This is a genomic window from Sphaerisporangium sp. NPDC051011, assembly GCF_040653595.1.
GTDB lineage: Bacteria > Actinomycetota > Actinomycetes > Streptosporangiales > Streptosporangiaceae > Sphaerisporangium.
The window spans coordinates 1-14,853 of the sequence record NZ_JBFAGG010000013.1; the positions used below are offsets into that span (position 1 = coordinate 1).

Consider the following 14,853-nt stretch of genomic DNA (forward strand, 5'->3'; position numbering starts at 1 on the left):
GTAGTCGTCCTTCCCGTCCCCGTTGAAGTCCAGGAACCGGACCTTGGAACCGTCACCGGTGCCGGGCGCGACCCGTCCGAGGCTCTTCCAGCCGGCGCCTCCGTTGCTGTCTCCACCATTGTTGAGCCAGACGTCCAGCTGGCCGGCGGACCCGAGGACCGCATAGTCGTCCTTCCCGTCCCCGTCGAAGTCCATCAGCCGGACCGACGCGGAGGAAGCCGCACCTTGAGCGTGGACGCCGGTGCCTTGCCATTTGCTTATGTCGTTCAACGTGTACTTGGTCGTGTCGATGAGCGCCAGTCCGGTGCCGCTCGCTCCGCCGCTGCCGCCGCCCATCTGACCCGTTCCTCCGGTCTCTGCCCCGGCCGCCCCGCCGTCGAGGACGCGGTTGATCCAGAGCCGCATCTCACCGTTTGCCGGCTCGAGGGTCACGTAGTCGTCGTCACCGTCCCTGTCGGCGTGCATGAACTGGACCTTGGAACCGTCGCCCGTCCCGACCCCGATGAGGCCGAGGCTCTCCCAGCCATGGCCCCCGGCACGGTCGCCACCGTTGTTGCGCCAGGCCAGCATCGCTCCCTGCGTCCCGAGGACGATGTAGTCATCGTCACCGTCGCCGTCGAGATCCATGAACCTGATGGCGTCCCGAGGGCCGGCACCCTTCGCGTCACGGCCCATATTCGTCCACCCGTGCCCGCCGGGGACGTCGCCGCCGTCGTTGCGCCACAGGTCCATCTCTCCATTCGGGCCGAGGATGACGTAGTCGTCGTCGCCGTCGCCGTCAGCGTCCATGAACCGAATGTTGTCGCGTGTGGACAGGCCGCCCTTTGCGACCTGTCCAAGGTTGGTCCACCCGTGCCCGCCGGGGACGTCGCCGCCGTCGTTGCGCCAGACGGTCAGCTCACCGTTGGGGCCGAGGATCCCGTAGTCGTCCTTCCCGTCCCCGTCGAAGTCGAGGAAGCGGACGTTCGCCGGATCCGTGAGGCCGCCCTTTGCGACCTTGCCCAGGTTGGTAAAGCCCTTTCCTCCGTAGGTGTCGCCGCCGTCGTTGCGCCAGACGTACAGCTCACCGGCGGGGCCGAGGATCCCGTAGTCGTCATCGCCGTCCCCGTCGAAGTCAAAGAAGCGGACCGACGCGGCGGGAGCCGCACCCAGCGCGTGGACCCCTCCGGTGCCGAGCCACCTGGCGACATCGTTGAGCGTGTAGTCCGCCGTGTTGATCGTGGCGAGCTGGCCGCTCAAGCCCCTGCCATCGCCCGAGCCCGTGCCGCCCAAGCCCTTGCCATCGCCCGGGCTGCCCCAGCTTCCGGTGTTCTCGTCACTGCCGGTCACCGTGACGCCGGGCAGCAGCCCTCGCTTGATACCGTCCGCGACGCCGTTGGAGAAGATCGCTGCCATCTGCTGATACGACGCATCGTTGGGGTGCACGAAGTCCGGCCACCCTTGCGTCGACACCCCGGCCATCTCCACCAGGACGATACGGTCGCCCTTCGACACCCGCGCTCCGACTTGCTGCCGGACCTGCGCGTTGTAGGAATCCATACGAGCCTGAACCGCCGCGTCGGTGCACGGGGTCAGCGTCGCGACGACCACGAACCCGGCCGGGTTCGCCGCCAGCACGCCATCGATCAAGCGCTGCAGCCGGTTGATCGCGTTGCCCGGGTCGACGTTGTGGATCATGTCGTTGGTACCCGCCATGAGCGTGACCACGTCCGGACGCATCACCGGAACGTCTCTGCCCGCAGGCCCGGCGATCTGATCGATGGTCCATCCCGGGTACCCGTTGTTCTCCGGGTTGCTCATGGTGCCGTTCTTCTGCGAGCCAACGAATTCCACAGTGACCGAGCGCCGCTTGAGTGAGGCGGCCAGGTGGTCGCGATAGCCGTTCCCGTCCGGATCACCTATGCCGTAGGTGATCGAGTCTCCGAGGGGCATCAGCCGCAGCGTACGGTCCGAGGGATGCAGCCCACCCCAGTCCCTCATCGCTTCGTCGAGGAGTCCCTCCAGTGCCTCAAGCTCCTGGCCGAGATGATCCGCCTGCTCGGCGGCACTGGTTCCGAGCCAGGAGTCGACCCAGGGCACCTTGTTCCTGATCCAGGTACCGACGTCCTTGAAGGCCCTGGCGACATGGGTCTTCGCCCACGGGGAGAAATACTTCTCCCACAGGGCACCAATGGACAGTCCGACAAGCCCACCGATGATGATGTCCCTGATCGACTCCCTGGAGCCCAGGTCTCCGGCGAACCCGTGGTTCACGATCGCCGTCACGATGCCGGTAACGGCGCCTTGGAGGGGGGTGCAGACCAGCGGGATGGTCGCGGCGCCCACCCCGGTGGAGGTCAAGCCCGCGATGCACAGCACCCTGAGCCCGTACCCCGCGGCGTAGCCGATCAGCGAGGCGGCGACCCCCGACCAGAAGCCGGCGGTGGTGATCTGCCCCCTCGGGATGGTGATGGCCAGGCCGCCCGAGGTCACGTCCACCGTGCCCTGGAAATTCGGCCACTCCGAGGTATTGACGTTGGTGCTCACATTGCTGTCCGCGAGCGTCTGCTTGACCGCGTTGCCCAGTCCGCCGTGGTCCCTGATATCTGCCTGCATCGCGGGAACGATGTTCCGCAGGTCGGCAGTTGTGACGCCGATGTCCGAGGCGTTGAGGGTGAGGACCAAGTCCTCGCTGAGCCCTCGGTCGTCTGCCGCTGCCACCGGGGATATCAGGCCGACGAACACAGCCACCACGACGGACAGGACCAAGGCCACACGGCCGGTCGATCTTCGCGTGTTCACGCTTACCTCTCAAATCGGGGAGGTGATCTTCTCCAACCCAGACGAGTGCGGCGTGAACGTTTCGTTAACTTTGATTCGCCAGCGGGTTTCGGTTGCTACTTTTCGCCTGTAATGTCCTCTGCTGTTGGAGGATGGACCGTCGCGTGACGCCGCGGGTACGCCGGGTGCCCGGAGGTTGCGGGTTCTCCTCCTTCCTGGTCCTCGTCAGGACGTGAGCCGGCCGTCAGGTAGCGGGCGGAAGCTGAGTGATCCTGTTCCAGCTGGTGGTGAACGCCGCCGGCCAGGGCCAGGTCCGCTCGACGCGCAGGATGCGACGGCGGGCGTGGCGGGACAGGCGGGCCGGAAGGTGACAGAGGCGCAGGCGCATCGTGTCCGGCTCGGTGTTGAAGAACGTCGCGAAGACCATCATCGACACCCGGTCCGCCGAACACCAGGAGATCAGCCGACTGGCCGGCTACAAGAACTGACCTGTTCGGGGCGCCGCGCGAAAGCGTGGTTTTCCTTCGAAGTCAACCAAATGCGGGGCGCTTCCCAGCCGGGGGCCGGACATTTCCCGAAACCGTCGTGTACAACCTAAGGAGACGACCTCGTGAACGATGTTGACCAGAGGAGAAAAGGTGGCGGACGACCAGCCCCCGGCCGAGACGGCCCTCGGACCCGACGAGCGGCTCGCGCGGCTCAGCGCGGAGTTCTTCCAGGTCAAGCACTCCGCCGACCCGTTCAGCGCCACGGTGCTCGGCGTCTCGGGCTTCGACGGCCTGGTGCCCGACGTCAGCCGGGAGGGCTCCGCCGCCGTCGCCGCGAAGCTGGGCGACCTGGAACGGCGGCTCGCGGAGATCGACCCGGCGGGCCTGAACCAGGCCGACCACGTCAACCACGCCGTGCTCGGCCGTCTCGCCTGGGCGATGCGGGCCGACCTGGAACACGCGCTGTGGGAGACGGGCGCGTCCGCGGACGGCTACTCGGCGCCGCAGTCGATGATGTTCATGGCGGTCCCGGCCACGTCCATCACCGACGCCGCCGGCGCCGAGGCGTACCTGGAGCGCCTGGCCGCCCTGCCGCCGTTCCTCGACGCGGTCCTCGACCGGCACCTGCGCGCCAAGGCGGACGGGCGGATCCCGACCCGCGTCGGCGTCGGCCAGGCGATCGACCAGCTCACCGGGCACCTCGCTCTCCCGCTGGAGGACGACACCCTGCTCAGCCCCAAGCTGCCCGAGGGAATCGACGCCGGCCGGGTGCGGGCCCGCGCAGCCGAGATCGTCGCCGGGTCCGTACGGCCCGCGCTGCGCCGCCTGCTCGCCGGGCTGGAGGAGGAACTGCTGCCGGTGGCCCGTCCCGACGACCGGGTCGGTGTCCGGTTCGTCCCGGGCGGCGAGGAAGGCTACCGCGCGGCCGTGCGGCGGCACACCACCACCGGCCTCACGCCCGAGGAGATCCACCAGATCGGCCTTGACTGCCTCGCCGCCCTGCGGGACGAATGGGCCGAGGTGGGCGGCCGGGCGCTCGGCACCGGCGACGTCGAGGAGATCCGCAAGCGGCTGCGCGAGGACCCCTCGCTGCGCTTCGGAAGCGCAACCGAGATCGTCGGCGCCGTCACAGACGCCCTGCGCCGCGCCGAGGTGGCCGGTAAGGACTGGTTCCCCGACTACGGCATCGCCGGCTGCGTCGTCGAGGAGATCAACCCGATCGAGGCAGGCAACGCCGCGCTCGCGTACTACCGCGGGCCCTCCGGCGACGGCTCGCGTCCCGGCGCCTTCTGCGTGCTCACCACCGACCCGGGCGAGCGGTTCGTGTACGAGTACGAGGCGCTGGCCTTCCACGAGAGCACGCCCGGCCACCACCTGCAGATCGCCTCCGCGCAGACGCTGACCGACCTGCCCGAGTACCGGCGCTTCCTGGACGTCGAGGTGTGCGGGTATGTCGAGGGCTGGGGCCTCTACAGCGAGCGACTGGCCGACGAGATGGGGCTCTACACCTCCGAGATCGCCCGGCTCGGCATGCTGTCGTTCGACGCGCTGCGCGCCTGCCGCCTGGTCGTCGACACCGGCATGCACCACTTCGGCTGGTCCCGGCAGAAGGCCATGGAGTTCATGTGGGACAACACCGCGACCACCCGGGCCAACGTCCGCAACGAGATCGACCGGTACATCTCCTGGCCCGGCCAGGCCCTGGCGTACATGATCGGCCGCCGCGAGATCCGCCGCCTGCGCGACCTCGCCGAAACCCGCCTCGGCCCCCGCTTCGACATCCGCGCCTTCCACGCCACCGTCCTCGGCAACGCCGCCGTCCCCCTCGACGTCCTCGACCAGATCGTCACCACCTGGATCGCCACGGTCCCGGCCTGACGCGACACGAACCGACCCCGGACCGCGGCCTTCGCCCAGGCCCGCGTTCGCGCCTGTGAGCCTCACGCGCTTCGCGGCCTGGCCCCTGCCGACCCCACGTCTGATCGGCCGTGCAGGACGGCCGATCAGACGCTCTTGCGTGGGTGAGACCGAGAAGTGGCTGACTTTGGCTAGGAGCCGAGCGGCCCACCGGTTCGTAGCGATGCGGACGTTCCCGTGATCAGCGTGAGTAGCGTGTTAGGCAGATTCCCTGGCCGAAGCGTTGGGTAACCGAGCATCGCTGCCCCGGACCATCGATGATCCGCAGTGCTTCAGCGTGATGGGCACCGGGTGTTGCCGAGTTCGAACCATGTCGTGGTGCTCGCCCTGGAGTCGCGGGTGAATCCCCATCGCGTCGCCATGACGTCGACGAGCTTAATGCCGCGCCCTGATTCCAGGAGCATTCCTCTTGAACACAGGCAGGGGACGGTCTCGCCGCCGCCGTCGGCCACTTCGACACGCAGAGCGCCGTCGACGTCGAGCACTGCGACGGTCACCGAGCCCCCTCGCCCGCTGGCACTGTGGCGGATGCTGTTTCCGATCAGTTCGCTGAGGAGAAGCCTGCCGGCCTCGATGTCCTGGTGGTCCGCACCGAGAAGTTTCACTAGGAAGCGGCGGGCTTCTGCAATGTTCTGCGCAGAGCCGGGGACGGTCAGCGCTCCGATGACGGTGGAGGAGTTCATCACGCCACCGCCTGCGCGATCGTCTCTACGGTAGTGGACTGCCGCTCAGCCGGTACGCCCATCTCCGGACCCCAGATGAAAAACCACTGGTCACCCCGTTCGATGGCCAGAACGGCTACCTTGTGCCCATCGCCGCGCTCCAGGTAGAGCACCGGTTCGCTCTGGCGCCGGACGACGAGTATGGCCGTGCGGTCAGCCCGGTGCAGGCCCCATGCAAGCCATGCCAGCAAGGTGTAGCGCACCTCGGAGGACCGCTTCGGCTGCTCTGGATTCGGGCTGGGCTGTGCGCCCGCCGTCGTAGTACATCGCAATGAGATGACCTTCTCCTCGTTCGACGTCGGGGAAGGCCGATCGCATATCGGACCCATGGCTGTGCTCGCTTCCGGAGATCTGGCCTTCAGGGGTAACGATCTGTGGAACCATGCGATACGCAGTGTGACGCACGGTTGCCCGTGTTGCAAGCCATGTAACTTGCAGGCCCTGTAAGTCGGCTAGATATCACCCATTTGGAGCGGAATGTCATGGCAGATCACATCCCCACTGTCAGGCAGCGGCGTCTCGCCCAGTCCCTGCGAGAGCTACGCCTGAAAGCCGGCCTCACGCAGGAGCGGGTCGCCGCCGAGATGGGCTGGCACTCCAGCAAGTTGTTTCGGCTGGAGAACGCCCGAAGTCCGCGCGTCGACTGGATCGACGTCAAAGAGCTACTCGACCTGTACGGCGTGGCGAGCCCTCAGCGCGATGCGCTCATCCAACTCGCCCGAGATGCCCGGCGCCGAGGCTGGTGGACTCCCTACAGTGATGTCTTCACCGGGTCCTTCGTGGCCTTGGAAGACGCCGCATCCCTGCTACGCGTATACCAATCTGAGCTGGTACCAGGGCTGCTCCAAACCAGCGAGTACGCTCGCGCGGTCATCACCGCTGTCCGGCCAGGATTGCCCCCTGAAGAGACCGAGCGTCGCGTCGAAGCCCGCATGGCACGCCAACTCGCCGTCCTCGATCGTGACCACAGTCCGCAGCTCGTCTGTCTCCTCAACGAGGCCGTGGTACGGCGGCCGGTCGGTGGACCCTCGACAATGCGCGCCCAATTGCGACGGCTTGCCGAGATCGATGGCCGACCGGATGTCGCCATCCGGATCATTCCGTTCGGTGCTGGGGCGCACGCGGCGATCGAAGGTCCGTTCGTCCTGTTCCGCTTCCCTGAAGAGCACGCCCCTGACGTCGCCTACGTTGAGGGAGCCATGGGCGACCTCTATTTGGAGAGTGTCGAGGAAGTTCAACGCTATACGCTCTTGTTCGAGCGGATTTGTGAACTCGCGCTGGACGTCGAGGAGACCGCGAAGGTGATCGCGGCAGCGGCTGAGGAGTTGTAGTGTCCGACCAGTTTGACCTTGTTGGCGTGTCGTGGTGGAAGAGCAGCTTCAGCGGTGGTGGAAACGACTGCGTGGAGATCGCGAAGATCGACGACACCATTGCGCTCAGGGATTCCAAGAGGCCTGGAGGCCCCATCCTCCGGTTCGGTCGTAGCGAATGGAAGGCCTTCCTGGACCACCTGAGAACCGACGGCCTCGCGCCTTAGCCGTTCGGTGGCGCGGCGGCTTCACTCTGGGCCGCGTGGTGCGCATGGCTGTGCGGACGTCGTGGTAGCACGATAGGGACGACCGCACGAGAGGACCGCCTGTGCAGAATGATCAGGGGCGCGTGTTCCGCGAAGCGTGGATCTCCGGGGTACGCAAGCACTACCCGGGTGAGCCGAAGGCGGGATTTGTCGCGCCGTGGGAGGAGACTCCCGAGTGGGAGCGTCAGGCCGCGGCGGCGGCGGTGTGCCATCGTGGACAGGTCAACCGACGACGCCGCTCATGAGCGGCATTTTCACGATTTCCGGGGGCAGTACCACGCCGGTCAACCGGGCCGCGAGGAGAAGCGCTCCGGATACCGACGACGGCGCCTTTGCGCCGGTTCCAGGTACGTCATCGGGATCAAGTCCCGCCTCCCGTATCAGGTCGTTGAGCCGATCAGGATCACTCCCGTGCCGCCACTCTGGAATCTTGGGGTTAAAGTACGTGACCAGTACCCCGTCCACTGCGTAGACGAAGTCGTCGGATGCGTAATCGTGCCGTAGCACCGCCACGGTCACGGTCCCAGCCGACAGCGCCTGTGCCTTGTCGGCTTCCGTGCACGTCCACCCGCTCTCCTCGATGAGAACCGTCCATTCGCCCACCCGCCCCGCGAGCACCGTCTCAGGAAAGAGGCCCTCGTCTATCAACTCGTCATAGGTGAGCGGCCGGATGCTCTCCTGGTCGGCCCCCAGTCGGCGAAGCGCCTCCACCTCGCTGACTCCATGCACGAAGGTCAGGCACCACAGATCGCCCAGCTCATCGTCTTCGGCCAGCCAGGCAACATCGTCGTAGGTAAAAGCCATCCGCGACACCTCATCCGTTGATCGTCGTGCCATTAGCGTGCCATTAAGGGCGGTGAACAGGGGGGAGTCACGGGGACCCAGCCGGAGGCTTGCTCTTGAGGTCAGGCATGTTCCCCCAGGCGATCAGGCCGATATGCAAGCAGGAAGTCAGGGGTTCGACTCCTAGGCTCCACCTGCAAAAACGCCCCGTTTCCGATCATGGAAACGGGGCGTGAGTGACCAACTGAGTGACTAAGCCTCTCTGTCACCTCTGAAGATGCCGTCCATCGAGAGCTTCGAACAGCAGTGCCGCCGCGGTCCGGAGCATGATCAGTACACGTCTGTCGCGTAGCGTCCCGCTTTGCGCATCTCCTCCAGCCACCCGCTACCGTCCTGGTCGTCCGAGATCGTCGTGCCGATTCGCTGGAGTGTCTCCTCTACGGCCGGTCCCATGCCCGTCGCATCGCCGCAGACGTACACGTGTGCCCCGTCGCCGATCAGGGCGCGTACACGCTCGCGCTGTTCCCACAGCCGGTGCTGAACGTAGCGAAGCTCGCCATCGGCCAGCCGGGAGTACGCTCGGTGGATTTCAAGGCGGCCGGCTTCCGCGTGCTCGATGAACTCGGCGGCGTAGAGGTCGTCCCATTCGGGGTGCCGGCAGCCGAAAAACAGCACCGTGGGTCCCACGTCCTGTCCGGACGCCGCGGCGCTCATGCGTGCCCGGATGAAGCCGCGGAACGGAGCGATGCCCGAGCCGGCGGCGATCATGACGGCAGGGGTGCCGGTGTCGGCCGGTGGCCGGAACGCGTCCGAAGGGGAGGTGATGGTGGCGACGATGCGATCACCGGGGCGCACACGCTGCAGGTAGCTCGATGCCACACCGCGGAAGGTGCCTTGCCCGGACAGTGCCGGGCCCTCGAGCACTGACACGGTCAGGGCCACCTCGCCTTGTTCTTCGGCGGCGGAGCTGATCGAGTACTGGCGCGGTCGGGGCGCGGGCAGCAGTTCGAGCGCGAGGGCGAGGTCCACCTGGCACGAGGCGAATGTCTCGAGCAGGTCGATCAGCGTCAGCCGGCGGCGCAGCACGTGGTCGGCGTGGTCGTCGCCGCCGAGGCGTTCGAGCTGCACCCGTTCCGGCGGGCAGCCGGTCGTCTTCGCCAGCCGGGCCACGACGCCCGGGGAAGCGGGGGCCGCCAGGTCGACGTAGCGGGTCAGCAGATCGTCCACGCGTAGCGCACGTCCGATGGGGACCAGTCCTAGGGGCGCGCTCGATTCGATCGTGCAGATCCGGCCGCCGCGCAGGCCGAGGCGTTCGATCATCCTGGCGACCAGGCTGGGGTCGTTCTGGGGCAGGACCGAGAGGTAGTCACCGGTCCGATAGCGCACGCCGTCCGGGAGACGGATCTCCAGGTGACGCTTGGACCCGCGGCCGGGGTGGCGTACGAGCTCGTGGTTGTCCAGCACGACCGCGGGCCCGTGGCTGTCCTCGTGCTCGTCGTCTGCCTCGATGACGCGGAAGCGGGGGCCGGTCTGCGCGATTCGTTCGACGCGGTACTCGTCGGCCAGGAGCGACCACAGCGGTTCGTACCAGCGCTCCCAGTCGCCGAAGAAGTCGGTGCGGGCGTCGATCGTGCCGCGTTCGCGGATGCGGCGAGACCCCGCGGCCCGCATCGCCTCGTCGAGGAGCGTGGGGACTCGCTGGTAGGTGGCCGCCCAGTCCAGGCTTCCGCAGCCGAGCACGAGGTAGTCGACGCCGCTCAGGTCGGGTTCGGCCGTGGTGAGCCAGGTGAGGAAGCGCCGTGCGTTGTCGGGCGGGGTGCCGTTGTAGGAGGAGGTGACGATGGCCACCGGTCCGGTCGTGGGGAGGCGTTCTGCGTATTCGTCCAGCGCGGCCACGGTCGTCTTCCAGCCGCGCAGAGCCCCGTCGGCGGCGATCGTGCGTGCCAGGCTTTCGCTGCTCCCCCCGTTCGAGCCGTAGAGCACGAGCAGCGGGGTGCCGTGGCTGGGCACGGAGCTCTCGCTCGTGATGCCGGTGTCCGCCGGGGAGGGCCGTTGTACGCGTGGGCGGGTGTGGCGGGGCGTGGCACGGATGGCGAGGTTCTTGGGCTTGATCGTCAACGTCTCCTGGATGACCAGTTCGTAGCCCGGATCGGCGAGTTCGATGTCGAAGCGCTGCAGCATCATGGCCAGGACCAGGGTGGCCTCCTGGAGCGCGAAGGCCCGGCCGATGCAGGCTCGGGCGCCGTGGCCGAACGGCATCCACGCGTACTCCGGGATCTCGGCCATCCGCCCGGGGGCGAAGCGATCGGGGTCGAAGAGGTCCGGGGCGTTCCAGACGGCGGGATCGCGGTGGAGCGTGGGGAGCATGATGAGCACGTCCTCGCCCTTGCGCACCGTGTACCCGCCCAGCGTGGTGTCCTCGCTGGGGGTGAGCGCGAAAGCGGGCGCGGTCGGGTGCATCCGCAGCGTCTCGCGGAGGACCTGACCCAGGTACCCGAGGTTGGCGAGGTCGTCGAAGCCGGGTGTGCGCTCGCCGAGGACCTCATCGACGGTCTGCCGGGCCCGGCGCAGCACATCGGGGTGGGTGAGCAGTTCGTACGTGGCGAAGGAGAGCAGGCCGGAGGTCGTCTCATGGCCCGCGATCAGGAAGGTCGCGAGCTGGTACTGGACGTTCTCCTCCGGCAGCTTCGCCCCGGTCACGGGGTCGACCGCTGTGAGCATGCGTTCGAGCAGGTCGTCGGGGCGCGTGGGGGAGGCGTGCGCGGTCCGTGCCGCGACGATCTCCTCGGTGATACGGCGCATGGTCGCGATGTCGTCCCGGTACTGGCGGTTGGTCCTGAACAGCAGCGGCTGGATGGCGGGCAGCCGATCGGTGCGGGCGCCGGCTTCGACGAGGCTGCGCACCATAGCCCCGATGAACGGGTGCATCCCTTCGGAGTAGAAAGAGTTGAGCCGGACGTTGAAGGCGGACAGGGCGATCGTGTCCAGGGTCAGGCGGGTCATGTCGTCGGGGATGTCGATGCGTGCGTCCGGTCCGAAGCGCTCCCAGCGGGTGAACATCTGCTCAGCGATGTCGAGCATGACGGGGAAGTAGTCCTTCATGGCGACCGGCCCGAAGGCGGGCATGAGGAGGCGGTGGGCGATCGCCCAGTTCGGCTCGTGGTTGTGGGCCGTGAACAGACCGTCGCCCGCGATGGCGCGCACCTCCTCGAGCGCCGCGTGGACCGACTTCGTCCACAGAGGGCTGGAGCACATCTCCGAGACCAGCGCATGGCTCGAGGCGAAGATTGTTCGTTCACCGGCGGTGGTCAGGGCGAAGATGCCGCCGTACCTGCGGTGATACTCGTCGGCGAAGTCAACGTTCGTCTCGGCGGACGTGGTCAGCAACTCGGTCAGGTTGCCCAGCAGCGGCAGGGCCTTCGGCCCGGGCATCTGGGAATCGTCAGGCGCGGGTGCGGTGGTCGGCGGCTTGACCGCGGACATGGCGAACTCCTCTTTCTGCGCTGGTGATCAGCGGTTGTGGCGGTGCCGCCGGAGCGTGACGATCGCGGCGACGGCGGCGGCGCCCACGATGAGCGCGGCGGCCGTGAACGTCTGGGTCATGGCGTTGACGAAGTCGACACTCGATTCACCCCGGACGGGCATGCCGATCACTCCTTCTGTGACGTGCCAACGAGGCGACCATAGAATTGGCCACATGGCCAAGTCAAACGGCCAAGTCACATGGCCAAGAACTTGCTACCCTGGAGACATGGCTTCCGCACAGGTGGATAAGGCAACGAAGAAGCACGTCAGCGCGGACGTCCGGCGCGAACTGCTGGTGGCGGCGGCGCTGCGCGTGATGAAACGTGACGGCATCGCCGCGGCGACAACACGGGCGATCTGCGCGGAGGCGGACATGCCTCATGGCGCCTTCCACTACTGCTTCCGCGGCAAGCGGGAGCTCTACGCCGCCCTGCTGTCCACCGACATCAACATCACCCTGGACGCGGCCTGGCCCGGCATCACCCCTGAAGCCGAACCCGTCGAGAACATCCGGATGCTGTTGCGCGCCTACTGGTCGGCCGTGGAGACCGACCCCGAGGCGCAGCTCGTCCTGAGCGAACTGGTCAACCTCGCGCTAAGGGAACCCGAGCTGAGCGGGCTGCCGGCCTGGGAGCACCGGGCCTACCTCGACAAGACCGTGTCGTACTTGGAGCGCTTCACAGACGAGGCGTGCCTCGAGTTGACCGTCGACACACGGGTTCTCGCCGAGATGATCAATTCAGTGGTCAGCGGAGTCATCTCCTTCTGGCTCTCCCACCGTGACAACGGCACCGTCGTGGAGACCCTCGACAACTTCGCCGCCCTCTTGGCCACCCTCACCCGCCCTCGCCGGAAGGTATGAGGAGGCGACGTTCCGTTACGTCTCAGGGGTTGGGATGACATTCATGCCAGGTCGTGGCGCATTCACAGCGAGCCGCCCCCAAGGGCGACCTCGGAGGCGTCGGCGCGGATCATCAAGTCGCCGAGGAGGAAGGTGCTATCCGCAATGAACGACTTCCCGGCCGCGCGTCGCTCCAACCGCAGCGGCGCCTGATCCAGACGACCGTGAACCCATGCATGCACGTTCGAAGTCGCGTACCCATCTCTGGACCCCAGATGAAAAACCACTGGTCACCCCGTTCGATGGCCAGAACGGCTACCTTGTGCCCATCGCCGCGCTCCAGGTAGAGCACCGGTTCGCTCTGGCGCCGGACGACGAGTATGGCCGTGCGGTCAGCCCGGTGCAGGCCCCATGCAAGCCATGCCGGCAGGGTTTACCGCACCTCGGAGGACCGCTTCGGCTGCTCTGGATTCGGGCTGGGCTGTGCGCCCGCCGTCGTAGTACATCGCAATGAGATGACCTTCTCCTCGTTCGACGTCGGGGAAGGCCTATCGCATATCGGACCCATGGTCGCTCATGCAACTCGCCCGAGGGGCGAACTGCCGCCAAGCAAGATCTCCCCCGAGGGCTGTGCAAGAGTGGCCAACACCCGGCCGCCCCTCCCATCGAAGGAGCTGTCCAGTTCATGCATTGCGCCGACTCGGCATACGCGGCACGTATGCTCTCCTACGACGCCGTATCCACCCATCTGGCCATGCTGAGCGACCGCGAACTCGCCGACCTCGTCGCCCAGGCCGAGCCACGGGGAACCGGTATCGGCGGTCGGTCAGCGGAGCTGGAGATCAACGCAAGGCGCGTGTTCACCAAGCGCGTTCCCCTCACCGACCTGGAAACACGTCCTGAGAACATGCGCTCAACAGCCAACCTCTTCGGCCTGCCGAGCTACTACCACTACGGCATCGGCTCGGCCGGGTTCGGTGCCTGGCGCGAACTGGCCGCCCACGTCATCACCACCTGGGTGCTGACCAACGCCCACGCCGGATTCCCGCTGCTCTATCACTGGCGGATCGTCCCCGACACTCCTCCCGAAGGATTCGTCGACGAATTCGGTGGCATCGACCAAGCCGTCGCACACTGGGAAGGTTCACCTGCCATACGCAGGCGATTGGAAGCCATCGCCGAGTCCTCTCTCAGCCTGGTCCTAGTCCTCGAACACCTGCCCCAGGCGGTGGCGTCCTGGCTATCAGACCGGCACGGCGCAACCACCCCGCACAACGCCACCGCCGCGCCGTACCCATGGATCGAACAAACCCTCGCCCACGCAACCAGCTTCATGAGCTCGCGCGGTTTCGTTCACTTCGACGCCCACTTCCTCAACCTGCTCACCGACGGCCAAGAGATCTACTTCGCCGACTTCGGACTGGCGCTGAGCTCGCAGTTCAGCCTCTCCGCCGAGGAATCCCGCTTCCTTGCCAGCCACCTCTCCTACGACCGGCACTACACCACGAGCCATCTCCTCCGTCACCACCTACCCCGCGACCTCCGAGGAAGCAAGCAGCACACCCAGTTCCTCCGCGACTGGACCACAGGCAACGCACGACGCCAAGACGTTCCGGACGCCGTCGCCAAGCTCATCGATCGACACGCCGCGACCGCCCTCATCTTCGATCAGTTCCACCACCAACTGATCAACGAAAGCAAGAAGACGCCCTACCCCCATGCGGAGCTTGACCTCACGACAGCCCGGGCATAAGCCGGCCAATCCAACCAGCGGGAAACGATCACATCTCCGCCGGGAAGCGATCACATCTCCGCCGGGAAGCGATCACATAGCGCGGGACATCACCCAAGGCCAGCCGTACTCGTGAACACCCCCCGGCATTCCCGCTCTCACCCGTCCGCGGGCCAACTCCCACAGCGCGTGGGTGTGTCCGGCGTCGACGGCGGCGCAGGCCAGGCGTCTCGACCCCGTCCCAGTCCCCAGCCCGCTGCCGCCTCTGGGCCAGTTTTCGAAGGGCGGTGGCGTCTCCCGCGTCAGTGGCAACGCGGGCCAACCGCTCTGCCACATCCACCTCACACACCCTGGCGCTCGCCTACCTGCCCGCAGGGCCACCAAGCAAGGTGCTCAAACTGACGGGCCCAATTGCGACGGCTTGCCGAGATCGATGGCCGACCGGATGTCGCCATCCGGTTCGGTCGTAGGGAATGGAAGGCCTTCCTGGACCACCTGAGAACCGACGG

The 14,853-nt window shown here is 66.9% G+C and carries 11 protein-coding genes; 5 read left to right on the forward strand and 6 right to left on the reverse strand.

Annotated elements, in window-relative coordinates; genetic code table 11:
* Positions 1-2,700 (reverse strand): GDSL-type esterase/lipase family protein (locus AB0H21_RS27730; protein WP_358522066.1); only part of this gene is annotated, 2,700 nt, incomplete at its 3' end.
* A gap of 698 nt (positions 2,701-3,398) precedes the next feature.
* Between AB0H21_RS27730 and AB0H21_RS27735 the strand changes: the two genes are divergently transcribed.
* On the forward strand, positions 3,399-5,126 hold the full coding sequence (locus AB0H21_RS27735) for a DUF885 domain-containing protein (RefSeq protein ID WP_358522069.1): 1,728 nt from the start codon (positions 3,399-3,401) through the stop codon (positions 5,124-5,126).
* Between the two features lie 311 nt (positions 5,127-5,437).
* Here the strand turns inward: AB0H21_RS27735 and AB0H21_RS27740 are convergent, their stop codons facing one another.
* Together AB0H21_RS27740 and AB0H21_RS27745 are read right to left on the reverse strand one after the other, a co-directional pair.
* Positions 5,438-5,848: an ATP-binding protein gene (locus AB0H21_RS27740; RefSeq protein WP_358522070.1), complete on the reverse strand. Its 411-nt coding sequence runs from the start codon at positions 5,846-5,848 to the stop codon at positions 5,438-5,440.
* Complete coding sequence (locus AB0H21_RS27745) at positions 5,848-6,090, reverse strand: hypothetical protein (protein ID WP_358522073.1); 243 nt, start codon at positions 6,088-6,090, stop codon at positions 5,848-5,850. The genes AB0H21_RS27740 and AB0H21_RS27745 overlap by 1 nt, the downstream gene beginning before the upstream one ends.
* Positions 6,091-6,369: 279 nt before the next feature.
* On the opposite strand from AB0H21_RS27745, the gene AB0H21_RS27750 reads away from it, so the two are divergent.
* Both AB0H21_RS27750 and AB0H21_RS27755 read left to right on the forward strand, forming a co-directional pair.
* On the forward strand, positions 6,370-7,218 hold the full coding sequence (locus tag AB0H21_RS27750) for a helix-turn-helix transcriptional regulator (protein WP_358522075.1): 849 nt from the start codon (positions 6,370-6,372) through the stop codon (positions 7,216-7,218).
* Positions 7,218-7,424 (forward strand): DUF397 domain-containing protein, encoded by a 207-nt coding sequence (locus AB0H21_RS27755; RefSeq protein WP_358522078.1) that lies wholly within the window; start codon positions 7,218-7,220, stop codon positions 7,422-7,424. The genes AB0H21_RS27750 and AB0H21_RS27755 overlap by 1 nt, the downstream gene beginning before the upstream one ends.
* A gap of 261 nt (positions 7,425-7,685) precedes the next feature.
* On the opposite strand, the gene AB0H21_RS27760 is transcribed toward AB0H21_RS27755, so the two are convergent.
* From AB0H21_RS27760 to AB0H21_RS27770, 3 genes are all read right to left on the reverse strand, one after another.
* Entirely contained in the window at positions 7,686-8,267 is a 582-nt protein-coding gene (locus tag AB0H21_RS27760) for a DUF6461 domain-containing protein (protein WP_358522081.1), read from the reverse strand.
* Positions 8,268-8,576: 309 nt separating this feature from the next.
* Positions 8,577-11,729: a cytochrome P450 gene (locus tag AB0H21_RS27765; protein ID WP_358522084.1), complete on the reverse strand. Its 3,153-nt coding sequence runs from the start codon at positions 11,727-11,729 to the stop codon at positions 8,577-8,579.
* A gap of 27 nt (positions 11,730-11,756) precedes the next feature.
* Positions 11,757-11,891, reverse strand: coding sequence for a hypothetical protein (locus tag AB0H21_RS27770; protein WP_358522088.1), 135 nt, complete (start codon positions 11,889-11,891; stop codon positions 11,757-11,759).
* A 106-nt stretch (positions 11,892-11,997) separates the two neighbouring features.
* Here AB0H21_RS27770 and AB0H21_RS27775 point away from each other — a divergent pair, with 106 nt between their 5' ends.
* Together AB0H21_RS27775 and AB0H21_RS27780 are read left to right on the forward strand one after the other, a co-directional pair.
* Positions 11,998-12,633 (forward strand): TetR family transcriptional regulator, encoded by a 636-nt coding sequence (locus AB0H21_RS27775; protein ID WP_358522091.1) that lies wholly within the window; start codon positions 11,998-12,000, stop codon positions 12,631-12,633.
* A gap of 697 nt (positions 12,634-13,330) precedes the next feature.
* Positions 13,331-14,365, forward strand: coding sequence for a protein kinase family protein (locus AB0H21_RS27780; RefSeq protein ID WP_358522094.1), 1,035 nt, complete (start codon positions 13,331-13,333; stop codon positions 14,363-14,365).
* Positions 14,366-14,853: the final 488 nt, after the last annotated feature.